Below are 22,425 nucleotides of genomic sequence, written 5' to 3'. Positions count from 1 at the left end.
ATGGCCGGGCGCAGGGGGGAGAGCGCCGCTTGCCTGCTCTGCCGCGATTCTGCTCGTCCCTGCTGCGGCTTCCACCGGCGAAACGCCTGCGATTGGCTTCAGATGCTCCGGCGGGAAACCCGCGGCCAGCAGCAGCTCGTCCCGCTCCTCCGGCGAGAGGCGCAATTTGGCGGCGATGCGAACGACGTCCTCGCGGTAACGCGGACGGGCGGTCAACCCCTCTTTCCAACGAAAGATGGTCTGCCGTTGCACGCCGGTGCTGCGCGCCAGCTCCGCGTCGCTGATGCCGGCGCGCTCGATATATTTGGTTAGGAGTTCACCGAAGGTGGACATGACGACCTGTGTCAGCTCCTGAGCGTTGTGTTTCATCAAAATTTTATCACGGTTGAACGAATTGGAGCATGCGCTCTGAGCCTCTGGCGCGCTTCCCATTCCGCCAGAGGACAAGTGTGACGATCGGTTGTGATTTTTGTCACATGCCTTGTCGGCCTCCTTGCATACACTGAAATTGAATTTGTCGGTTGCTTAAATTCATGTTATTTTAATATTGTAATCTGGATTCCATTCATAATGCGTCGTTAACCTTCTTAGAGCGGCGACGCCACAGAAAGAGAGCACCGCCATGACTGACGAACGCGCCTCTGCGAAAAGCGCTCGCTACTGGCTGGCAGGGCTTGCTGTGATGTTCGGCGTACTGGTGGGGCTGAGCGCCTTCACCTTTGTCTACGCCGAGGGGTTTTCCTACTTCTCCGACGATCCCAACGCCTGCGTCAACTGTCACATCATGCGCGAGCAGTTCGACGGCTGGAATCGCTCCACCCACAAGGCGGTGGCGACCTGCAACGACTGCCATACGCCCCACGGGTTCATCGATAAATGGATCGTCAAGGGCGTCAACGGTTTCAACCATAGCCTCGCCTTTACGCTCGACACCTATCCTGAGCACCTGCACATCCGCGACTTCAACGCTCGCATCGCCGAGCAGAACTGTCGAGACTGTCACACCACGATGGTGAGCGCCATCGAGCATTTTGTCTCTGATGAGCCGCTCCAGTGTGTGCGCTGTCATGGCAATGTCGGGCACGGCAATGTGGCGCACGGTCCGTGAGCGATCTCGCCGCCGAGACGCAGAGCGCACAGAGGTTGACTGAACGGAAGATGTGACGCTCTCGGTGTTTCGGCGTTCAGTTTTCGTCGTGAAGCCAAACCGTAGAAGCGACCGAATCGATCAGCAAAGGGGAGATGTCCATGACCGAGCAAGCACCCAAACAAAGCAAAGGCCGCTTGTGGCTTTATATCGGGCTCTTTTTGGCGGCGGCGGCGGCGACGATTGTGGTCGTTGCGCTGCTCATGAATATTCAGGGCAGAAAGGACGAAGCCAGGCTCTACCCTGCCAAAGTGGTGGAGATCGCCGACAACGAGATCGATCCGGCGGTGTGGGGGCTGAATTTCCCGATCCAATACGATTCCTTCAAACGCACGGAGGAGAACTACGGCCCAACGACTTACGGCGGCTCCGAGCCGTATAGCAAGCTCGAACGCTACCCGGCGATGGTGCGCCTCTGGGCCGGCATGCCCTTCAGCGTCGACCACAACGAGGAGCGCGGCCATTTTTACTCTCAGATCGATCAGCGCAACACGCAGCGCGTGCAGGTGGCGAATCAACCGGGCGCCTGCATCAACTGTCACGCCGCCGAAGCGCCGCTGTTGATCGCCGAGATGGGATGGGAGGCGTTCAACAGCACCCCCTACAACGATCTGAAAGATCGCTTGCACTTCGGCTCATCTTGCGCCGACTGCCACGACCCGCAGACAATGGCGCTGCGCATCACGCGGCCGGCGCTGGTCAACGCGCTGGCGAAACGCGGCGTCGACGTCACCCAGGCCAGCCGCCAGGAGATGTGTTCCTACGTCTGCGCCCAGTGCCATGTGGAGTACTATTTCGCCGGCGAAAAGAAGGAGCTCGTCTTCCCGTGGGAGAAGGGGCTGAACGTCGACGACATCGAGCGCTATTACAACGAGTACGGCTTCAAAGACTGGACGCATAAAGAGACCGGCGCGCCGATGATCAAGATTCAGCATCCGGAGTACGAGCTCTTTACGACGGGCCTCCACTATCAGTCGGGCGTCTCCTGCGCCGACTGCCACATGCCCTATGTGCGCGTGGGCAGCGTGAAGGTCTCCGACCACTGGATCCGCAGCCCCAAGGTCAACGTGGCCACCGCCTGCCAGACCTGTCACAAATTCTCGGAGGCCGAGCTGATCCAACGCATCGAGACGATCCAGACGCGCACGGCGCAGCTGCTGCGCAGCAGCGAGGAGGCGCTGCTCGCCGCCATCGACGCCATCGTCGCGGCACGCGAGGCGGGCGCCACCGACGAGGAGCTCAACACAGCCCTGCAGCTCCATCGCTCCTCTCAGATGCGCTGGGACTTCATTTCGTCGGAGAACAGCACCGGCTTCCACAGCCCACAGGAATCGGCGCGGGTGCTGGCGGACTCGATCAACCTGGCGCGTCAGGCCGAGCTGGAGGCGTTCAAGGTCTTGACGGCGAAACAGGGTTCGCAGGCCGCCGACGCTGTGCAACTGGTCAGCAACCAATAGTCAGACCGCCTGGCGAATGGCCTCGACCGTCTCGGGATTCTCCAGGCTGCTGAGGTCGCCGGGCGGCTCGCCGAGATAGGCGGCGCGGATCACGCGGTGCATTACTTTGGCGTTGCGCGTCTTGGGAAGGGCGGAGACGAAGAGCACCGTGCGCGGCTTGAGCGGCTTGCCCAGCTCGGCCGTCACCCGCTCGATCAGCTCCGCCCTTAAACTTTCGCTCGGCTGCACGCCTTCACGGAGCACGCAAAAGCCGACCACCTCCTGATCCTTGAGCGGATGGGGCGCGCCGATCGCCGCCGATTCCTTCACCGCCGGATGGCTGTTCAGGATCGCCTCCACTTCCGCAGGGCCCAGCCGTTTGCCGGCCACCTTGATCGTGTCGTCGCTGCGGCCAAGGATGTACCAGAGGCCGTCTTCGTCGATCGCCGCAAAGTCGCCATGCACCCAAAGGCCGGGCAGCTTGCGCCAGTACGTCTCCAAATACCGCTCGCGGTCGCGCCAGAAGCCGCGCGTCATGCCGATCCACGGCTGGCGGATCACCAGCTCCCCGACGGCCCCGCGCACAGGATTCCCCTGCTCATCGACCACATCGGCGTCCATGCCCACCACCGGGCCACTGAAGGCGCAGGGCTTAAGTGGGCGGAAGAAGTCGCCGCACAGGATGCCCCCGCTGATCTCGGTGCCGCCGGAGTAGTTGAGGATCGGCTTCTCGCGCTTGAGCACCGTCTCGAAGGTCCACAGCCAGCTTTCCGGGTCCCATGGGCTGCCGGTGGAGCCCACCGCGCGCAGCGAGGAGAGGTCGTGGCGCTCGACCGGCGCCGCGCCGTGGGGGCGAAGACTTCGGATCAAAGTTGGTGAAACGCCCAGGTGGGTGATGCGGTGGCGCTCCACCAATGCCCATAGCCGGTCGACGTCGGGAAAGTCGGGCGCGCCGTCGTAAAAGACCATCGTCGCGGCGTTGAGCAGCGCGCCGAAGACCAGCCACGGCCCCATCATCCAGCCCATGTCGGTGAACCAGAAGATCGCGTCCTCCGGCTTGAGGTCCATGCTGTGGCGCATATCCTGCGCCGCCTTGATCGGGAAGCCGCAGTGCGTGTGCACCGCTCCTTTGGGCCGGCCGGTGGTGCCGCTGGTGTAGATGATCATCAATACATCTTCGGCGTCGGTCGCTTCGGTCGGCGCTTCGGCGGGCTGCTGGGAAACCAGATCATGCCAGCGGTGGTCGCGGCCAGGCGTCCAGGGGAGGTCGGCGAGTCCTATGCGCTGGACGACGAGCACATGCTGCACGCTGGCGACTTCGGCGCAGGCTGCGTCGACGACGGGCTTCATGGCGACCTGCGCACCGCGGCGATAGAATCCGTCGGCGGTGATGACGGCTTTGGCGCCGGCGTCGGCCAGCCGCGTCACAACTGCACCGGGGCCGTAGCCGCTGAAGAGCGGAAGGACGACGCCGCCGATCTTCACGACGGCGAGAAAGGCAATCGCCAGCTCCGGGATCATCGGCATGTAGAGGCCGACGGCGTCCCCTTTCCCCAGACCGAGCGAACGCAAGGCGTTGGCGCAGCGGTTGACCTCGCCGTACAACTCCGCGTAGGTGAAGGCGCGCGCCGCCCCTTCTTCGCCTTCCCAACGCAGCGCAATGCGCTCTCGCACCTCCGTTTTCTGCCATTTGTCCAGGCAGTTGTGGATGATGTTGAGCTTGCCGCCGACGCACCAACGTGGAAATTCGACGCCCTCGCTCAGGTCGACGATCTGCGAGTAGGGCGCATAGAACTCAATGCCCAGATCGGCCAGCGCCGCCTCCCAGAACCAGGCGATGTCGTTGCGGGCGCGCGCGTGCAATTCCTCATAGCCGCCGATGCCATGACGGCGCATGAACTGCTGCAAATTGCTGGCTGCAATCCAATCCGGATTGGGCCGCCAGACGATCTCTTGATCGAAAGGAAAGCCGCGGGCGTTGGACATATCGCTTCGGAAGGGAAGAAACGTTGGCGCTTTGCGCACTTGGATTGTAGCCCCGTGGGACGAGGAAGGCAAACTGTGAAATGGATTTGCAGAAAAAGCGCCGGTCAATCATAATGGACGGAACGTTTCAAACGCACCGCCAAATTGCTGCGCCTCTCCGGTCAATCGCACGCCAAAGGACGGACGCCATCATCTCCACATCTCTGCATCGATTTTTGTTCGCACTCTTCTGGTTGGTGGGAGCGCTGTTGTTGCCTGCGCCGGGCCAGGCGTTCTCCGCCGTAGGGTCGTCATCGTTCCGGCAGGCGGCCATCGATCCGGCGAACCACTGGCAGCGCGTGCAAGCCGCAGGCAAACTGGTCTTCGGCACCGCCGCGGATTATCCGCCCTTTGAGTTTTACAACAGCAACTTCGAGCTGGACGGCTTCGACATTGCGTTGGCGCGCGCCATCGGCGCTGCGCTCGGCGTGGAAGTCGAGTTTCGGGACTACGCCTTCGATGGGCTGCTCAACGCCGTGGTGCTCGGCCAGGTGGACGCCGCCATCGGCGCCATTTCGGTGACTCCGGAGCGCAAGCAGCTCGTCGACTTCACCAATCTCTATTACATCGGCAACAGCGTTGCGCTGGCGAGAAAGGACTTTGCGCGCACAATCACCTCGCCGACCGACTTCGCCGGCCTGCGCGTGGGCGTGCAGCTTGGCAGCACCTATCAGCAGTGGGCGCAGCGCAATCTCGTGGACAAGGGAGTGATTGCGCAGGAGATGCTGGTTCCCTATGCCACGCCGAGCGAAATGATTCGCAGCCTGCGCGCAAGGGAGATCGACGTCGGGTTGTTGGGACAGGCGACCGCCCAACTTGCGGAACAACGCAATTCCGACTTGCATATCGTCGGCCTATCGTTCAACCAACAGCAATTCGCCATCGCTGCGCCGAAGGGCAGCAACCTGGTTGCGCCCTTGAACCAAGCGTTGATCACTCTACAAAGCAATGGAACTTTCGCCCGGTTGGTGGAGCAATACCTGCAGACCAACCCGAACCATGTGACGCCTGATCCGGATGAGGCCGTGGTTGAGAATGCGCCTGCGACGCCTGCGCCTATCCCCTGTGTCCACAACATGGCGTTCGTGGCCGACCTGAATTTCGACGACCAGAACATGACGGCCCCGCCGGTCCTGGCGCCGGGGCAGGATTTTGTCAAAAGCTGGCGCGTGCTGAACGATGGGACCTGTGACTGGCAGCCGAACTTTACGCTGGCCTATGTGCGCGGCAACCGCATCGAGGCCTCGATGAGCGGCAACCCCACGGCGGTCGGACGCGTCGTGCGGCCGGGTGAAACGATCGATCTTTCGGTTTCTCTGCGCGCGCCGCAAGTTCCCGGCCTCTTCCAGGGCTTCTGGCAGATGCGCGACGACCTCGGCCAATCTTTCGGTCAGGTGGTTTGGGTGGGCATCCAGGTTCCGGATCCCAATCCACCGCCTCCACTGCCGCCGACGACCACCGACCTCAATCCCAACCTGCGCGCCGACGCCAATTTCATCGGCGCCGGCCAGTGCACGACCGTTCGTTGGGATATCGAAAACGTGCGCGCAGTCTATTTCATCGAGGGCGGAAACCTCCAGGGCGTCGGCGGCCACGATGCGCGCACCGTTTGCCCCGGCGACACGACCACCTACACGCTGCAGGTGGTGGACGTCAACGGCGGCGTCCATGATTTCCCGATCACGATCGTCGTCAACGCTGCGCCCGACTACACCGTTCACTTCTGGGCCGACAACGTCAACCTCGGCGGTGGGCAGTGCACGACGCTGCGCTGGGATGTGCGCAACGTCCAGGCCGTCTATCTCAACAATGAAGGCGTCCCCGGCGTCAGCGCGCGCGAAGTGTGCCCCGGCGCCACGCAGACTTATACGCTGACGGTGATTCGGCGCGACGGCGGCCAGGAAACGCGCCAGGTGACGATCAACGTCAACGCTCCGCCCTCTCCCCAACAACCGCCTGCGATTCGGCGCTTCTCGGTCAGCAGCAACCTGATCTCGCCGGGGAGCTGCGTCAACTTCAGTTGGAGCGCTGACAACGCCCAAGGCGTCAACCTGCTGCGCAACGGAGGCGCAATCGTGGCGGGAGGACCCTCCGGCGGCTCGGCGCAGGACTGCCCGGATGCAGTGGGGCTGTACGAATACAAGCTGGTGGCCTATGGGGTTGGCGTGACAGAGCAGGTGTTAACTGTGAATGTCCGGGGATGATAGCTGCGCCAACAGGAAGCATTCGAACTCGGCGCCGGCTTTGCATCGTCGGTCAAAATCATATGTCTATCGAGGGCCGTCTATCGAGGGCCTACGTGTCTATCGAAGGACTACGTGTCTATCGAGGGCCTGCGGCTGCGAGCCGCAGCTACGATGAAACTGGTGCATCCTGTAGACACAGTTCGCATCTGCGCCTCCTCGAATTCTTCCAGGGTTGCATTTCGCCGAAGAACGCGCAGCTGTGAGCTGCACCCCCGTCACACCGCCCATTGGGGCAGCCTGTTCTTGCTCTATTGATTGCGAGGCTCGACTGCGTAACTTCTAGTGCGGACAAGCGATTGTGAAATTTGACTCTCACATTCTCTTCGTGTATAGTTAAAAATACGCCGTTCGTTGTGGCTGGCCCCAATCCAGCCGTCGGGGGACAACGAACGGCGCTTTTTTTGTCCTCTTTGATCTACGCCAAAAACTGCAACTGCTCCAGTCGCTGGAAAGATTGCCCGCCTTCATGTTGATTGAAGGGATAGATGCGGATGTCTTTGGGGCCGTGATAATGATTGTAGGCTGCAAAGACGGTCGAAGGCGGGCAGATGTCGTCCATCAACGCCACGGAGAAGAGCGCGCGCGCTGTGGCGCGCGCGGCGAAGTTGACGCCGTCGAAATAGGAAAGGGTGCGGAAGACCGTCTCCACCTGGTCGCGGTGCACCTTGCAGAAGCGCACGATCTCCTGATAAGGGTGCGTATCGACCAGCTCGGTGGCGCGGCGGAAGTGACAGAGGAACGGCACGTCGGGCATCGCCGCATTGATGGCGTTGTCGAGCAGTTTCGGCGCCAGACCGGCGACGGCGAGGGCGATGCCACCCCCCTGCGAGCCGCCCGTCACCGCCAGTCGCGCCGGATCGACGTCAGGATGGGCCAGCGCCGTCTCCACAGCGCGCACGGCATCGGTGAACACCCGGCGGTAATAATAGGTCTCCGGCGACAGGATGCCGCGCGTCATGAAGCCGGGAAACTGAGGATTGGCGCCGTCTTCCGGGTCCGGCGTATCCCCGCGTAGCCAGGCGCTCCCCTGGCCGCGCGTGTCCATCACCAGATGGGCATAGCCCGCGCTGCTCCAGGTCAACCAGTCGATGGGAAAGCCGCGTCCGCCGCCGTAGCCGATGTATTCCACCACGGTGGGGAGCTTGCCTTCACGATGGCGGGGCAACAGCAGCCATCCTTTGATGCGATGTCCACCGTAGCCGCTGAAAGTCACGTCGAAGGTTTCCACGGTGCGCAGCCCATAATCGACCGGCGTGAAGACCGGGTCGAGCGGATGGCGTCGCGCCTCCGCCAGCGTGCGCTCCCAAAAAGCGTCGAAATCGCGCGGCTCCTCGCGTTCAGGCAGATAAGTTTTCAGTTCGGCGAGCGGTTTATCGAAGAAGGCCATAGATTTGCTCCGTTGCAAGAAATGAGAGATGGTTTCATCGACTCGCAGAAGGCGCAAAGGGTTGGGCTAGCGCCAATGCGCCACACTTCGTTTTTTGGCGCCTTCGTGGATCAACCTATTTTTTCTGAGATTGGAACCGCTTTGGCCCGTAGCCGAGCAGCTGCGGCTCGCCCCAGACCGCCCAGTTCCAGCGATTGTCGCCCAGGCCGTCGGTGACGAACTGAATGACCGCCTCCTGGCCTGCAAGGGTGGGCAGGTCGATGATGTGGCGTTCCCACTTGCTGGTCTGCTTCGTCGTGCTCCACAGGCGCACGCCATTGACATAAATACGGAAGGCGCACAGGTTGTCGCCCTCCATCAAGGCGCCATCGCGGATGCCGACGGCGAAGCGCAGTTTCAGAGCGTTGATGTCGGGCGGAATCTGCACAGTGTACTCGCAGACTGCGGCGCCGGCGACCGGCGGATGCTCCCAGATCGCCATCTGTTGAACCAGTCCGCACGACGCCATGCCGACTTTGATCTCCATCATCTGCGGCGTGCGCGTGGCGACCTTGCGCGCGGCGGGGAACGCCTCGATGAAGTCGAACTGCCACAGCAGCGCCTGGTCCGGGTCGGTGACGCGCTCGTCCTCGACCAGGCTGTGCCACAGCTCCTCCTGCCACTTGAGATAGGAGATGTACTGCGAGAGCTGCGTCAGCGACTGCTCGTTCAGATCGGAGATGCGTCGCACGATGGCGTCGATGGTTTCCTGGCGAGTGTCATAGTTCGTCATAACGCTGAAGTATACCACAGGAGCGTCGTCAATGGGCCAGCGGGATCGGCGCGCCGGTGGGCGCAACGCTGTAGATGCGCTCCCGATGGGCGCAATTCTGGATTTCTTCCACGCGGGCGATGTGGTGTGCATCCAGCCAGGCGGCCAGCTCTGCGCGGATGAGCGAGATCGCCGAGGGGCCGCGATAGTAGATGGCGCTGCCCACGCCGACCACAGTTGCGCCCGCCATCAGCATTTCGACGGCGTCCACGCCGGTGGTCACCCCGCCCGTGCCGATGATGGGCGTCTCGGGGCAGGCCTTGCGCGCGTCGTAGACGCATTTGAGCGCGATCGGCTTGAGCGCCGGCCCGCTCAGCCCGCCGCTGCGATTGGCCAGGATCGGTTGGCCGCTTTCGGCGTCGATCACCATGCCGGGCATGGTGTTGATGACGCAGAGGGCGTCGGCGCCTGCGGCCACCACTGCGCGCGCAATGCGGCCGATGCTCGGGACGTTCGGCGCCAGCTTGACGACAACCGCAATCCCCGCCGCCCGCACGGCGTCTTTCACATGGCCGGTCACCTCGGCGGCGGCGTCGGGGTCGCCTGCGTAAGGTTCGCCAAATTCGCTGTGCACATTCGGGCAGGAAATGTTGACCTCGATGAAGTCAGGCGCAGCCTGCGCCACAATGGCGGCGACCTCGCCGAATTCTTCCGGCGGGCCGGCGAAGATGCTGGCGATCAGGGCGACGCCCATTGGGTGGAGCTTCGCTTTGGCGGCGCGCAGCAGTTCGACCTCCACCTGCGCCCCCGGGTTGGCGAGACCGATGGCGTTGATCAGGCCGTGGCCCCAGTCCAGACAAGAGGGATTGACGTGCCCTGCGCGCGGGGTCGGGCCGCAGCTTTTGGCCGTCACCGCGCCGCAGCCTTCCTCCGCCGCGCGCACGAGTAAGCTGACCGTCGTGCCCCAGATGCCGCTGGCCAGCACGAGCGGCGTCGGCAACGTGAAATCGAGAAAGCGGGTGGAGAGTTCGGCCATGCGATCATCCTTTGCCCAGAAACCTTAGCACCTCCAGCCGTTTGTCGGCGTCGAGACGACCGGCCTCGACCAGAACGTCGAGCATCTGCGTCAGCGTGAGCACGGCGTGGGCGGCAATGCCCGCTTCAGCCAGGTTGCGCACGCCGCCCTGCTCGCGGTCGATCAGCACCACGGCGTGCTCCACGACCAGGCCGGCCTCGCGCAACAGCTCCGCCGTCTTGATCGTGCTGCCCCCGCTCGTGATCAGGTCTTCGATGATCGCCACGCGGTCGCCCGGCTGCCAGGCGCCCTCGATCAGCTTGCCGAGGCCGTGGTCCTTCACCTCCTTGCGCGGGTAGATGAGCGGCTTGTCGGCTGCGATGGCCACGGCGGTTCCGATCGGGAGCGCCGCATACGGCACGCCAGCAATGCGGTCGCAGGGGATGTCGGCCAGCAGCGCCGCGTAGGCCTCCGCCGCGCGCGCCAGCAGGGCCGGACGGCTCACCAGCAGGCGCAGGTCGATGTAGATGGGCGATTGAATGCCGCTGGCCAATGTGAAATTGCCGAAGCGCACTGCGCCCAGGTCGGCCAGCTCGATAACGAGGGCGCGCAGCGTCTCGCTCACGCCTCCTGAGGACTCCACCCCAGGCGGAGCCGCCGCCAGGAAGCGCCTGCGCACGGCGTTGATTGCCTCGCGCATCTCCTGTGCGGCGCGTCGGGGATCGCTTGCGTTGGCGATGCTGCGACTGGCGTTGACGATTACGCCGCGGCCGTCGCTGCGCAGGCCGGCGTTCAGCGTGGCTTCCAGGTTGCCCCCCTGTGCGCCGATCCCGGGAATCAAAAACCAGCGCTGCGGCGTCACGCTGCGCACGCGCGCCACCGCCTCTGGGAAGGTGGCGCCCACGACCAACGCCACATTGGGCGACCAGGCGACGGCGGCGCGCGCCACGTGGATGTAGAGCGGCTGGTTCGGCTCGCGGTCCAGGCTGCGCCAGTCGGCGATCTCCAGCTCTTGAAACTCGCCGGCGCTCGGGTTGGAGGTATGGCAGAGCACGAACAGCCCCTTGTCGGCGTAGCGGGCGAAGGCCTCTATGCTGTCGCGTCCCAGGTAAGGGCTGAGCGTGACGGCGTCCGCCCTGAAGACCTCGAAGCAGGCTTTGGCGTAGGCCTCCGCAGTGCTGCCGATGTCCCCGCGCTTGGCGTCCAGGATCACCGGAATGTCTGCGGGGATCGCTTCCAGCGTGGCGCGCAGGGCGTCCAACCCGGCGTTGCCCAGCGCCTCGTAAAAGGCGATGTTCGGTTTGTAGGCGCAGACCAGGTCGGCGGTCTGCTCGATGATGGCGCGGTTCCAGGCGACGATGGCGTCGGCTACACTCCCGGCCTGGCTGCGATAGCGGGCGGGAAGCTGCTCAGGCGTCGGGTCGAGGCCGACGCAAAGCAGAGAATCGTTGCGCTCGACGGCCTGTTCCAGCTTTGTGAAGAAATCAGACATAGCTCACCACGGACGAATGCTCGACGAAGGGCGTTGGCGCAAAGGCGAGGCGCATGCCCCAGGGCTGGTCGCTGCAGCGTCGCGTCAGCTCCCAGGCTGCGGCGGGCGGCAACGGGTTTTGGTGATCGAACTGACGTCGATAATGCCACAGCAGGTCAGGGTCGGCGCCGAAGCGCTCCAACATCACGCGGATGGGCCCGCCGTGTGTGACGATCGCCACCGGCCCTTCCTGGCCGGCGAGCGCAGCCGCCGCCTCTAGCGCCGGCAAAAAGCGCGCAAAGACGACGTCGTCGTTTTCCTCACGACTATACTCGCGCACGGCTTCTTCGACGGTGACCGGGATTCCAGCCACTGCGCCGGCGATCTCGGCGGTGCGGCGCGTGCGCACGAGTGGGCTGGCGATGATGCGCGTGACGCCCGCGTTGCGCAGGAACTCGCCGAGCTTTTCCGCCTCCTGCTCCCCTTGGGGGACCAGGTCGGGGCCGGGCGCCACGTCGTAGCGGATGTCTTTGCGGTTCCAGTCGGGCGTGGCGTGCCGGGCGAGATAGATCGTGACGGGTTGAGAGGATGTCAAGGCGCTGTTTGAGGAATGCAGACGAAGATCATTAGCAACGGCGATCATGAAATTTTGGCTCCTATGGATTTGGACACAAAAATTCGTGTGCTCTCATAGCTCCGCCAGGCCACCAGGCTGCCCCATGTCACCCAGGACGGTCTGCTTACCGTTGCTACCTTCCGGTCCTGGCGGGGTTCGCAGTGTCCTGCCGCACAGGACCCAGCGCCTGACGAAGCTATGAAAACACACGAATCGCTCGTGTGGAGGCGCCGCCGGAAGCATCTCCGGCGCAGCGCCTCGTTTCTCTGGCGGAGAGGGAGGGATTTGAACCCTCGAGGGTGTTACCCCTACGAGCTTTCCAGGCCCGCGCACTCGGCCAGACTATGCGACCTCTCCACAGGTCAAGTATATCAGGAGAGAGAGGATCGGGCAAGTTAGGAGGGCGGTTCGCACTTACTCTGAATCTTTAGAAGTCATTTCAAAAGTGCCTGATGATGATACAATGAGGGTATGAGCAGATATGACCTGAATGACGAACAATGGGTTTGATCTGGGAAATAGAAAGAGGAATTCCAGCGAAAGCGCTGGTATTTGTGTCCGTGGTCAAGCAGACCGAAGATGAGTTTGTTCTCAGCCTACCGAGCGGTTACACTGTTAACTTGAAGCCGCTCATAAACCGACGGATTGGCTTTCTCTATTGATTCTCTATTGATGTTGTCTGAGAATGCACGTACTAAGTTGGGGCACAGATGAATCACTGGTCTCTGGGTTGACGAGTTTCTTTGGCTATCTTTGGCAGCTCAACATGCGCGTTGAGTCGACGCGCTCCGTTCAGTTGCTTCGCTCTCACGCATCATCTGTTGTGCCGCCTGCCACGTGAGATAAGCATGTATCAACTGGAATGACTGTGAACGAAGAAATACCCCCTCGCAATTTGTTGTTTGAGGTTTCGACGCCCGTGGGTTTTCGCGTGCGCGTCACACATTCATACTGGGAGTTGATTGTCACAGTGAAACATCCAGTTATGGGAGGGCGCGAAAGTGATGTGAAAGAAACGCTGCAAAGTCCAGATGAAGTTCGACAAAGCAAAAGTGATCCCAATGTGTACCTGTTCTATAAAGCTGAACAGACTGGACGTTGGGTCTGTGCTGTAGTCAAACGGCTCGACGATGATGGCTATCTGATTACAACTTACCCGACGGACGCAATAAAGGAAGGAGCACGCATATGGCTCAAATAAAAATATATTACGATCAAATGGGAAATACTCTCACTGTTTGGTTTGGCAACCCTCAGGACGAATATGTCTGTGAAGAAACAGGCGACGAAGTGATTCTGATGAAAGATAAAACCGGGCGCGTAATTGGTTTTGAAAAACTAAACTTTCTGCTTTCCCAGCCAACGCGCTTGCAAGTTGCCTTCGAGGCAGTGACTGTATAAGCACTGTAGTAGTCCCCAAAGCATAAGGCGTGCTGGAAGAGTTGAGGGGCTCAAAATGAAAGCAGAAATTTACCGAGAGCACCCTTTTAAGCCAGCAGTTTTCCCTTGCTAACAAGAGTCTAGCTATCTGGCCGTGGTTATGGATGTCTTCACGCGCTCTACATAAGCCTGGCGCTTGGGGCGAGACCAGGACCATCTCCTGGTGTTAACCGCTCTATGCAAGGGATTGACGCACTATCCAGCGCCAGGCATCCACCACTGCGATTAGGGGGTGCAGCACGCCGCCGATGCTGATGTATCCCCACCCTTCAATGTGTCCAAATTTTAGAGTTTAACTACAATTCGTCGCAGCTTCCACAGCACTACCGGATTCTTTTCTTTGAGTCCCGTCAAGCTTGCTGGAAGGCGCCGATGCCTATTTTCAAAGCAAAAGCCATGCTTGGGCTAGCCACGAACGATGAGAATCGCGTCAAGCGCGCTTATGCTTTGCGTTGCGCCCTGCCTCTTTCCTTTGACTCTTTTTGGCGTCAGAGAGGCTATTCCCTGAAGTAGTCGTTCACCGCTTCGACCAGGCCGGCGATGGTGTGCTTCTCCGGAACGAGCGTGACGTGGAAGCCGTAGTCGCGCGCGGCCGCGGCTGTGAGCGGGCCGATGCAGGCGATGCAGACGTCGTCGAGCATGGCCTTGCTGCCGCCTTCGTATTCCAGGCGCTTCACGAAGTAACGCACTGCGGTCGGGAAAGTGAAGGTGATGACGTCGATCTTGCCTTCCCACAGCAGCTCTGGCACAGGGTCGCCTCCTCGGCCGATCACCGTGCGATAGGCGTTGATGGCGGTGACTTCGGCGCCGGTGTTGCGCAGGCATTTGGCCAGGCTGGCGCGCGTCATCGACGATTGGGGCAGCAGCACGCGGTCGCCGGGCTTGAGACGCAGCGCCTCCGCCACATATTCCGGCGTGTAGATTTCCGGCGCAAAGGAGGAGTCCAGCCCCAGGAATTCCTTGGTGTAGATCTCGGTCATGCAGCCGATCGTGGCGACCTTGAGCCGGCGCGGAATCTGGTTCGGGTCGATGCCGGCGGCGCGCATCGCCTCTCCCACCACCCAGGCGGTGTCGGCGTCGTTGAGCACCAACCAGTCGTACTTGCCCGCCGCCGCCTCGCGCACGGCGTTTTCCAGCTCTTTGTCTTCGTATGGAATGATCTGGATGCAGGGATAGTAGTAGATTGTGGCGCCCAGCGCTGTGAACAGGTCGGCCTGATCCTGCGCTTGCTCTTTGTCGTGCGTGATGGCCACGCGCACACCGTTTAGATAGGACGTGGTCTCAACGTCGGCCAGGCGTGTGAGTGTGTTGTTCATGGAATCACCCTGATTTTTTGATCCAGCAACGCTTTTGCACTTGTACGGCTTGGGAAGATGCAACTACGGTAGCGAACCGATGTTGCAATCCGGTTGCAGTGTAGTTGAGGCGGCGGTGCAGCGACAGTGAAAAGTGCACCATTCTCTTTGGGACAAACGTAAGGAGTCGCTCGCCCCTCTAAAGCAGCTGGCCCCACAGCGTTGCAATCAGGCGTCGATGTCCGCCTTCGTCCCGATGTTCGCATAGATATAGCCCCTGCCAGGCGCCGAACGCCAGCCGGCTGTTGACGATCGGCACGGTGACTTCGCAGCCGATCAGGATGGATTTGATGTGGGCGGGCATGTCGTCAGGCCCCTCGCTGACGTGAAGATAGCCGGCGTTTTCCGGCGCAAGTTGATTGAGGCGCCGTTCGATGTCAATGCGCACATCGGCGTCGACGCGCTCGTTGATGGCCAGCGATGCAGAGGTGTGTTGCAGAAAAAAGTGCGCCAGACCGATCTTGTAATCGTAAATCTCCGGCAACTGGCGCAGCACTTCGTCGGTGATCAGATGGACGCCGCGCGGACGCCTAGCAAGAATGATCTGGCGTTGCACCCAGTGAACGGTCATGGCGGGGTCACCTCTTTCGCAGCAAACGCCATCGACATGGATACGAGTCCCATAAACCGGTTTCTATTCGCTTCGGCTGTCGAGATGCAAGGGCGCGTCTGGCGGTTGAAGCGTGTACGCCATCAAAGGCAGCCTGCGCGGCGAACCTTCCATTTCATAGGTGACCTCGCCGATCGTTTCTGCGCCCATGCGGTGATAAAAGCCCTCTGCGTGCGGATCGCTTTCAATTTCCAGCACTTTTGCGCCTAACGCTTGCGCGCGTGCGATCGCGTGGGCGAAAAGCTGGCGACCCACGCCGGCGCCAAAGGACTGGGGCTGCACCCAAAGGTGGTCCAACGTGCGTTTTTCTCCCTCGCCGCCGAGGGCATAAAAGCCCAGGATCACATCGTCGGCGTCCACGGCGGCGTAGACCTCGTGCATCTCGATGTAGGCTTCGGTGATGGTCAACTGGTTGCGCCATAGCTCGATCCACTGCGCAGGGTAGCCCCAGTAGCTCTTGGCGGCGTGGGCGATCTGCGTGAGTCGCACGGCGTGCTCTGGCGTGGCCCGCACAATCTTGATCGTCATAGACACCTGGAGGTCATGCTGGAAACAACATTCGCTTTCTGCGAGCGTTTCGCCCCTGCATCATGCCAGGCTCAATCGCCATATTCGATAATGTAATCCTGCATAGCCGCCTGCACCACGCGCAGGGCATGCTCTCGACCGTACACCCGATCCACGGACAGCGCCAGCTCCTGACCGGGAACCATCTTGTAGGTGGCGAAGTAGTGGCGCAAGCGCTCGACCAGCACTTCCGGCAGGTCGCTGATATCGCGCGCCTTGCCCCACACGTTGTCGTTTTCGAGCACGGCGATGATCTTGTCGTCCGCCTCGCCGTTGTCGTTGACGTCCAGCCCGCCGACGACGCGCGCCGTCACGATCACTTCGCCGCGGTTGATGGGCCGTTCACTCAACACGCAGATGTCAAGCGGATCGCCGTCCCCTCGCCTGGCGTTGAGGGCAAGCTCGGCCACGTTTTCGTCGCAGTAGGTGCGCGGGATGAAGCCGTACAGGGCAGGCGGCTGCGACGAGCTGCGCTGCGGGCGATCCACGCGGATATATCCGGTGCGTTTGTCGATTTCATATTTGATGAGGTCGAACGGCGTGATCTCGATAAATGCATGCACAACCTCTGGCGGGTTGGGGCCGACCTCCAGGCCATGCCAGGGGTGCGGGCGCCAGCGATAAAAGGGCGGTGGGAACTTATTGGCGGGCATAAAATGACTCCTTCACTGATTGAATGACTACTTATGCTTGGCATTATGCCAGAGGCTTTTAGGCAGTCAAAGCCGTTGGTTTGTCTTTGCTGCAGATATGTGCGTCATTTGCACAAAGTTGTGGGTTGCAGTATTGTGAACGGTTGATTGTCTGTTCATTTGAACTCAAAGAAAGCAGGCTGTTCGTTCTATGATGCGCATTTCGTGGCCACTATCTCGTGCCGTCATTCAGTCTGGGACGCCTTCCACCGGCCTGTGGGTGGCGAAGTTGTATTACCTTTCCTTTTTTGCAGCCATCGGCGCGCTGGCCCCCTTTTTCAATATCCATCTGAGCAATCAAGGGCTGAGCGGCGCACAGATCGGGCTGCTGGGCAGCATTCCGCCGATCATTGCGCTGTTGGCCAATCCGTTTTGGGGTGCCGTCGCCGATCGCTGGCAGATCCATCAGCAGGTGCTCGCGCTTTGTGCGCTGGGCGCCGGTCTGCTGACCTTGCCGTTTCTGTGGGTGAGCGGCTTCTGGCCGCTCTTGCTGTTGGTGATCCTGATGATTTTCTTTCGTTCGCCGGTTCCTGCGTTGCTCGACAGCGCGGTGATGGACCTTGTGGCGCGGACGGGCGCCAGCTACGGTCGTCAACGATTGTTCGGCAGCATCGGTTTTGTGGCCTTCAGCTACGGCCTGGGTCAGCTGCTTTCGCCGCACAACATGGACGCCATCTTCTGGCTGCACGGGCTGTTGCTCGCCGTCGTCTGCGCCGGACTGAGCCTGTTTTTGCCGATCGAACGGCTGGCCTCGCGACCGAAGCTGCTCTCCGGTTTGGCGCAGCTTTGGCGACAGCCGGGATACCCCAATTTCTTGCTGATGAACGTGTTGATGGGCGCGGGTGCAGCCAGCTTCATCGGCTTTGTCGGCCTGCATTTGCTGGCGTTGGGCGGCTCCGAGGCGGAGGTGGGAATGGTCTACGCGCTCAACGCGGTCACCGAAATCCCGATTCTGTTCATCGGGTCGCTGTTGCTGGCGCGAGTGCGCACACGGGCGTTGATCGCGATCGGGCTGGTGGGGTTCGCCGCCGTATATATCGTGATGGCGCTCTCCCCGGCGCCAATCTACATCTTGAGTGTAGCGCCGCTGTTGGGCGTGCTCTACGCCTCCTTTTGGATGGCGGTGGTCGACTATGCAGCGCAGTCGGCGCCGGCGGGGCTGCGCGCCACCGGTCAGGCGCTGGTCGGCGCTGCGCAGGGCGGGCTGGGCTGGGCCATCGGCGCCATCGTCGGCGGCCTGCTGTGGGACGCGTCCGGCGGCGCTGCAGTGTTGTGGGGCGCCGCCGCGCTGATGCTGCTGGCTGCGCTCGTCTACGTTCAGGCCAGCCCTTTGAGCTTCAGAATGCGGCGATAGGATTGTTCGATGCGCGCTTCGTCGATCACCCCCTCGTCGAGCAGGCGCATGACCGTCGTCGCAAAACGATCGGCGACCGCGCCGGCGTAGGTCATGTTGTTGGCGACGGCGATGATGTCCACGCCGGCCAGGATCGCCAGCTCGAAGGCTTTTTCCAGGCTATAGTGGTCGGCGACGGCGCGCATCTGCATGTCATCGCTGATGACGACGCCCTCATAGCCGAGCGTCTGTCGCAGCAGCCCGGTCACGATGGCCGGAGAGAGGGTGGCGGGCAACTCAGGGTCAAGTCGGGCGTTGAAGACGTGCGCGGTCATGATTGCGTCCACCTTGCCTTTGGCGATCAGGGCGCGGTAGGGCAGCAGCTCGTCCTCGCGCCACGTCTCGGTGACGTCGGTGAAGCCAAGGTGCGTGTCGCCCAATGCGCTGCCGTGACCTGGGAAGTGTTTGAGCGTGCAACGGACGCCGTGCGCGTGATGGCCGTCGATGAAGGCTTCCGCCTGCGCAGCGACAACGGCTGGGTCCGCCGAGAAGCTGCGCCCTGGGCGGGCGATGATGGGGCTGTCAGGGTTAAGGCGCACGTCGACCACCGGCGCCAGGTTGAGGGTGACGCCCGCCTCCGCCAGCGTCTGCGCCATCTTGCCCGCCTCCGCTCGCGTGAACTCCGGGTCGTTGCGCTCTCCTAGCGCGGCTGCAGAGAGCGTGGCGGGAAAGCCGTACTTCTCGTTGAGGCGGGCGACGTTGCCGCCCTCCTGATCGACGCTGATGATCAGCGGCAGGGTCGCCAGGGCCTGCAATTCCGCAGTCAGCGCAGCGACCTGCTGCGGCGACGCAATGTTGCGCGGCCGTCGCCCCCCGACGTCGACGTCGAAGAGCACGACGCCGCCGACATGCTGCTCGGTCAAGGCGCGCACGATGGCGGGGTCTTGCTGCGCCGTCGTCCCGCGAAAGCCGAGCATCAGCATCTGTCCGATCTTGACCTCCAGCGCAACGTCAGGTTTGACGAGCGCAGGGCGAATCGTTTCAGAAGGCATCGGTGGTTTTCTCCCTCTGCGGCTGGCCGCCGCCACCAAGGCTGCAAGCTCCTGGCCCGACGCCGCCGAAGTAAAGGGGGCGGTGCAGCCCGCCAGCAACAGCCCGCCTGCGCCGAGGACGCAATGACGCAAAAAACGGCGCCGCGCCTGCACAAATTCCGCTGCGGTGAATGCCTGTTTGACCATGCGCTGTTGCTCTCGCAAAAAGAAAGGTTCGCTGCGCAGCGAACCTTTCTTTTCAGGTGGAGATGGCGGGAGTTGAACCCGCGTCCGAGACATTCGTCCTGAGACCTCTACAGGCTTAGTTGCACTTTTGTTTCTCGTCTGACCGACTCCGTGCAACGGGATTCAGCGTCAGACCAGCCGATTGTTCTTAGACGGCGGCCTCGGCTTCCGCCGTCGCAGCGTTCCAGTGATGACGGCTTACGCTCGACCTGGTCGCACCATCGAAGCGAGCCGTGACCTTGCTCTGAAGGTCAGTGTGTTGGCCTGCGATTAGGCGGCCAGGGCCACCGAGGTGGCCGGGGCGCCGAACGCGAAGGCCTTGCCAGTGTTCTTGGCATTTGTAGGTTTGCGCCTGTTTTTACGTAGTCGACGCTCTACGGCCTGCCATCTCAGAACAGCCTGCCCCGTCGAGACCGTTCATCCCCATGGCGATTTTTATTATAGCACAAAATTGTTATCGAACAAATATGTCATGCGGTGAAAAGTTTTATGAGATGCCAAGGCGAGGACAGGAAGCGACGCTTTAGGGGCAGTCAGGAGGGTGTAGATAGGCAAAACGCAAGTTCAAGACAGACTTCGTCGGCGCAGCTTCACGCTCTTGCATCAATCATAAAGGCTCCACGAAGGGCGCAAAGAGCACGAAGAGAGACAAACGTTCCTTCGCGCATCTTTGCGTCCCTTCGTAGAGTAAAGAATTTACTGCGCAGCCGGGAAGGTGACGTGGATCGAGACGTCGCTGGCCTCGATCACCGGCAGCAAGGCCTCGAGCAGGCCGACCAGCGCATCTGCGTCGAGGCCGGCCCCCTGGAGCACGCCGGCGCCGGCGGCCAGCTTCACCAGGTTGAGCAGCTCGCCTTCGCCCCAGCCCAGCACGGGCAGTTCTTTGTCGTTCAGCGCAATGTGGATGCCCTCGGCGTCGGTCCGCACCGTAGCGGTGCGCACACCGGCGGCCACAGCGTTCTTCACCAGCTCTGCATCCAATTTGAGCTGGCCGAAGGGCGCGCCGGTCAGCGCCTGCCATTCGGCGTCGGTGATGCCCTGCACGGTGTAGTTGCCCTCGATGTCATAGACGACCGGGATGCGGATCACCGGCGCCTTGCCGAGCTGCGCGAGCACTGCCTCGCGCGCCGCCGTCGCCACCGTCGCCGGCTCCGCCTGAAGCGGAATCACGTCTGCTCCTTGCGCCAACGGGAAGCGCAGCGTCACGCCCACGCCGACGTCGGAAATGAGCGGCAACACGGCTTTCACCACAGACGGGACGGCGGGGCCGAGCATGTCCACCAGCTCGCTCAGATTCGCCAGCCGCTCCTCATCCCAGCGCAGGCTGGGAAGCGCCGCGCCGTTGACCAAAATGCGCAGGCCGTCCGGCAGAGTGCTGATTTGAATGTGCTGAATATTGGCCTGCATGAGCTGTGAGACGAGGTCGCTGCCCAGGCTGAAATCGGCCAATCCGGGCGCCAAAGAAGCGAAGCTGGAGAGCGGCGCGCCGGCGATGCTGGGCGCGCCGTTGGCGTCGATGTCGATGGTCAACGCCGGCAAGTCCAGCGCCAGGGGAGCTTCCGCCGCAGCCGCAGCGGTTTCACCGGCGCCGGGGCGGGCGCTGCAGCCGCTCAAAACTAGGAGAGTAAGCAACGCCAGCGAGACCAGGAGCAGGAAGCGCTTTACAGCCATATCAATTCCTCCTGTGATTTGGATTGGTGACGGGCAAAATCAACGGTCATGGTGGATTCTACTTTGGCCTGGACGCTCTGTCAAACAACCTCGTGCGCCTCGCCTTTATCACCGACGGCGGTGTGGGTATACTATAGTGGTTAATATTTGAGTGGCTAATATTTGGAAGCTTTTTCGCCGTTGAGTTTAGAAAGAACGTTTTGTGCCCGGTTCATCTGCTTATTCCATCCATCCACCGTTGGAGTCGCTGTCCGAAGCGACGCGCAGTTTCATCCGAGCGATGCCCAAGGCCGAGCTGCACATTCATCTGGAAGGGAGCGTGGACCCCGCCACGTTGCTGGAGTTGGCGCGGCGGCGCGACCGCTTGAGCCTGTTGCCCTCCGCCGAGCCTGAAGCGTTGCAACAGTGGTTCTCTTTCGTCGATTTCCCTCACTTCATTCAAGTCTATTTGACGATCTCCGACCTGTTGCGCACGGCGGAGGATTTCGCCCTGATCGCCTATCGCTGCGGTCAGGACATGGCGGCGCAGGGAATCCGCTATCGAGAGATCACCGTGACGCCCTTCACCCACATCGACTATCAGCGCAAGGGGCTTTCGATCGAGGCGCTGCTGGAAGGATTGCAGGCGGGGCGCACGGCTGCGCGCGCCGATTTCGGCGTGGAGATGCGTTGGATCTTCGACGTGCCGCGCAATCTGAGCTTTCCGCCCACAGGCGGTTACGACCCCCATCCGGCCGAACGCACGCTGGAGTACGCCCTGGCGGGGCGGGATGCAGGCGTGATCGGCTTCGGCTTAGGCGGCAACGAGGTGGGCGCGCCGCCTGAACCGTTCGCCCATGCCTTTGCGCGCGCCCACGCCGAGGGGCTGTTGTGCGCGCCCCACGCCGGCGAGACAGAGGGCCCGGCCAGCGTATGGGGCGCCATCGAGGCGCTGCGCGCCCATCGCATCGGCCACGGCGTGCGTTCGATCGAGGACCCTCGTCTGGTCGATGTGCTGCGCGAACGCCAGATCCCGCTCGAGGTCAATATCATCAGCAATCTGCAGCTCCACATTTACAACCGCGTCGAGGAGCATCCGTTCCCGCAGCTCGATCGCATGGGCGTCAAGGTGACGGTGAACAGCGACGACCCTCCGCTTTTCAACACCACGCTGTGTACAGAGTATGAGGTGGTGGCGAGCGCCTTCGGCTACAGTCACAAGGATCTGATGCGCATCGCCCGCAACGCCTTCGAGGTCAGCGCTGCGCCGCCTGCGCTCAAGGCGCAATGGTTGGCCGAGTTCGACGCCTGGGCGGCCACGCACGAGTGAGGGCTATCGTAGATGCGCAATTGAACAGGGGCGGATGATTTACCCGCCCCTGTTTAGATTTTATGTGAAGGTTTTTC

General features: G+C 61.8%; 20 protein-coding genes, 1 tRNA gene and 2 other RNA genes. 7 read left to right on the top strand and 16 right to left on the bottom strand.

Features of this window, described 5'->3' with window-relative positions:
* Positions 1-369: helix-turn-helix transcriptional regulator (locus tag Q0367_RS17070; protein ID WP_298983729.1), on the bottom strand; the 369-nt coding region annotated here is incomplete at its 3' end.
* Positions 370-622: 253 nt separating this feature from the next.
* On the opposite strand from Q0367_RS17070, the gene nrfH reads away from it, so the two are divergent.
* Positions 623-1,108: a cytochrome c nitrite reductase small subunit gene (nrfH, locus tag Q0367_RS17065; protein WP_297637165.1), complete on the top strand. Its 486-nt coding sequence runs from the start codon at positions 623-625 to the stop codon at positions 1,106-1,108.
* Between the two features lie 140 nt (positions 1,109-1,248).
* On the top strand, positions 1,249-2,604 hold the full coding sequence (locus Q0367_RS17060) for an ammonia-forming cytochrome c nitrite reductase subunit c552 (protein ID WP_298983726.1): 1,356 nt from the start codon (positions 1,249-1,251) through the stop codon (positions 2,602-2,604).
* On the opposite strand, the gene Q0367_RS17055 is transcribed toward Q0367_RS17060, so the two are convergent.
* Positions 2,605-4,569, bottom strand: coding sequence for an AMP-binding protein (locus Q0367_RS17055; RefSeq protein ID WP_298983724.1), 1,965 nt, complete (start codon positions 4,567-4,569; stop codon positions 2,605-2,607).
* Between the two features lie 215 nt (positions 4,570-4,784).
* Between Q0367_RS17055 and Q0367_RS17050 the strand changes: the two genes are divergently transcribed.
* Positions 4,785-6,812, top strand: coding sequence for a transporter substrate-binding domain-containing protein (locus Q0367_RS17050; RefSeq protein ID WP_298983722.1), 2,028 nt, complete (start codon positions 4,785-4,787; stop codon positions 6,810-6,812).
* Between the two features lie 457 nt (positions 6,813-7,269).
* Here Q0367_RS17050 and Q0367_RS17045 read toward each other — a convergent pair whose 3' ends face one another.
* The 7 genes from Q0367_RS17045 to Q0367_RS17015 form a co-directional block, all read right to left on the bottom strand.
* Entirely contained in the window at positions 7,270-8,241 is a 972-nt protein-coding gene (locus tag Q0367_RS17045; protein ID WP_297637187.1) for an acetylxylan esterase, read from the bottom strand.
* A gap of 115 nt (positions 8,242-8,356) precedes the next feature.
* Positions 8,357-9,013, bottom strand: coding sequence for an NPCBM/NEW2 domain-containing protein (locus Q0367_RS17040; protein WP_297637190.1), 657 nt, complete (start codon positions 9,011-9,013; stop codon positions 8,357-8,359).
* Positions 9,014-9,041: 28 nt separating this feature from the next.
* The gene (locus Q0367_RS17035; RefSeq protein WP_297637193.1) at positions 9,042-10,028 is read right to left on the bottom strand and encodes a dihydroorotate dehydrogenase; all 987 of its coding nucleotides are present in this window, start codon (positions 10,026-10,028) and stop codon (positions 9,042-9,044) included.
* Between the two features lie 4 nt (positions 10,029-10,032).
* Positions 10,033-11,499 carry an orotidine-5'-phosphate decarboxylase gene (gene pyrF, locus Q0367_RS17030; protein WP_297637197.1) on the bottom strand — a complete coding sequence of 489 codons (1,467 nt, stop codon included), beginning with the start codon at positions 11,497-11,499 and terminating at the stop codon, positions 10,033-10,035.
* Positions 11,492-12,121 carry a histidine phosphatase family protein gene (locus tag Q0367_RS17025; RefSeq protein ID WP_298983718.1) on the bottom strand — a complete coding sequence of 210 codons (630 nt, stop codon included), beginning with the start codon at positions 12,119-12,121 and terminating at the stop codon, positions 11,492-11,494. The genes pyrF and Q0367_RS17025 overlap by 8 nt, the downstream gene beginning before the upstream one ends.
* Before the next feature lie 59 nt (positions 12,122-12,180).
* Positions 12,181-12,280: signal recognition particle sRNA small type (gene ffs, locus Q0367_RS17020), an RNA gene on the bottom strand.
* 81 nt (positions 12,281-12,361) lie between these two features.
* Positions 12,362-12,451 (bottom strand) — tRNA-Ser (locus Q0367_RS17015).
* Positions 12,452-13,013: 562 nt separating this feature from the next.
* Here Q0367_RS17015 and Q0367_RS17010 point away from each other — a divergent pair.
* Positions 13,014-13,295 carry a DUF4258 domain-containing protein gene (locus Q0367_RS17010; RefSeq protein WP_363325885.1) on the top strand — a complete coding sequence of 94 codons (282 nt, stop codon included), beginning with the start codon at positions 13,014-13,016 and terminating at the stop codon, positions 13,293-13,295.
* Positions 13,283-13,495 (top strand): DUF2283 domain-containing protein, encoded by a 213-nt coding sequence (locus Q0367_RS17005; RefSeq protein WP_297637206.1) that lies wholly within the window; start codon positions 13,283-13,285, stop codon positions 13,493-13,495. Before Q0367_RS17010 ends, Q0367_RS17005 begins: the two co-directional genes overlap by 13 nt.
* Before the next feature lie 536 nt (positions 13,496-14,031).
* Here the strand turns inward: Q0367_RS17005 and Q0367_RS17000 are convergent.
* The 4 genes from Q0367_RS17000 to Q0367_RS16985 all read right to left on the bottom strand — a co-directional run bounded on the left by Q0367_RS17000 (position 14,032) and on the right by Q0367_RS16985 (position 16,719).
* On the bottom strand, positions 14,032-14,850 hold the full coding sequence (locus Q0367_RS17000; protein ID WP_298983714.1) for a uroporphyrinogen-III synthase: 819 nt from the start codon (positions 14,848-14,850) through the stop codon (positions 14,032-14,034).
* Positions 14,851-15,028: 178 nt separating this feature from the next.
* The gene (locus Q0367_RS16995; RefSeq protein WP_298983712.1) at positions 15,029-15,460 is read right to left on the bottom strand and encodes a secondary thiamine-phosphate synthase enzyme YjbQ; all 432 of its coding nucleotides are present in this window, start codon (positions 15,458-15,460) and stop codon (positions 15,029-15,031) included.
* 63 nt (positions 15,461-15,523) lie between these two features.
* Complete coding sequence (locus tag Q0367_RS16990) at positions 15,524-16,027, bottom strand: GNAT family N-acetyltransferase (protein WP_297637225.1); 504 nt, start codon at positions 16,025-16,027, stop codon at positions 15,524-15,526.
* A 71-nt stretch (positions 16,028-16,098) separates the two neighbouring features.
* Positions 16,099-16,719, bottom strand: coding sequence for an inorganic pyrophosphatase (locus Q0367_RS16985; RefSeq protein WP_297637228.1), 621 nt, complete (start codon positions 16,717-16,719; stop codon positions 16,099-16,101).
* 190 nt (positions 16,720-16,909) lie between these two features.
* Between Q0367_RS16985 and Q0367_RS16980 the strand changes: the two genes are divergently transcribed.
* Positions 16,910-18,112, top strand: coding sequence for an MFS transporter (locus Q0367_RS16980; protein WP_298983710.1), 1,203 nt, complete (start codon positions 16,910-16,912; stop codon positions 18,110-18,112).
* Here Q0367_RS16980 and Q0367_RS16975 read toward each other — a convergent pair.
* The 3 genes from Q0367_RS16975 to Q0367_RS16965 form a co-directional block, all read right to left on the bottom strand.
* Positions 18,076-19,329, bottom strand: coding sequence for a glycoside hydrolase family 3 protein (locus Q0367_RS16975; RefSeq protein WP_298983708.1), 1,254 nt, complete (start codon positions 19,327-19,329; stop codon positions 18,076-18,078). The genes Q0367_RS16980 and Q0367_RS16975 overlap by 37 nt on opposite strands.
* 54 nt (positions 19,330-19,383) lie before the next feature.
* Positions 19,384-19,793: a transfer-messenger RNA gene (gene ssrA, locus Q0367_RS16970) on the bottom strand.
* A gap of 271 nt (positions 19,794-20,064) precedes the next feature.
* Complete coding sequence (locus tag Q0367_RS16965) at positions 20,065-21,039, bottom strand: hypothetical protein (RefSeq protein ID WP_298983706.1); 975 nt, start codon at positions 21,037-21,039, stop codon at positions 20,065-20,067.
* A gap of 202 nt (positions 21,040-21,241) precedes the next feature.
* Between Q0367_RS16965 and add the strand changes: the two genes are divergently transcribed.
* Positions 21,242-22,348, top strand: a complete 1,107-nt coding sequence (add, locus tag Q0367_RS16960) for an adenosine deaminase (protein ID WP_297637240.1) — start codon at positions 21,242-21,244, stop codon at positions 22,346-22,348.
* Positions 22,349-22,425: the final 77 nt, after the last annotated feature.

The sequence above is a fragment of the uncultured Caldilinea sp. genome (genome assembly GCF_937128415.1).
Lineage (GTDB): Bacteria > Chloroflexota > Anaerolineae > Caldilineales > Caldilineaceae > Caldilinea.
The sequence above is the reverse complement of the archived record's forward strand: the minus strand, read 5'-3'. Positions and strand labels throughout refer to the sequence as shown.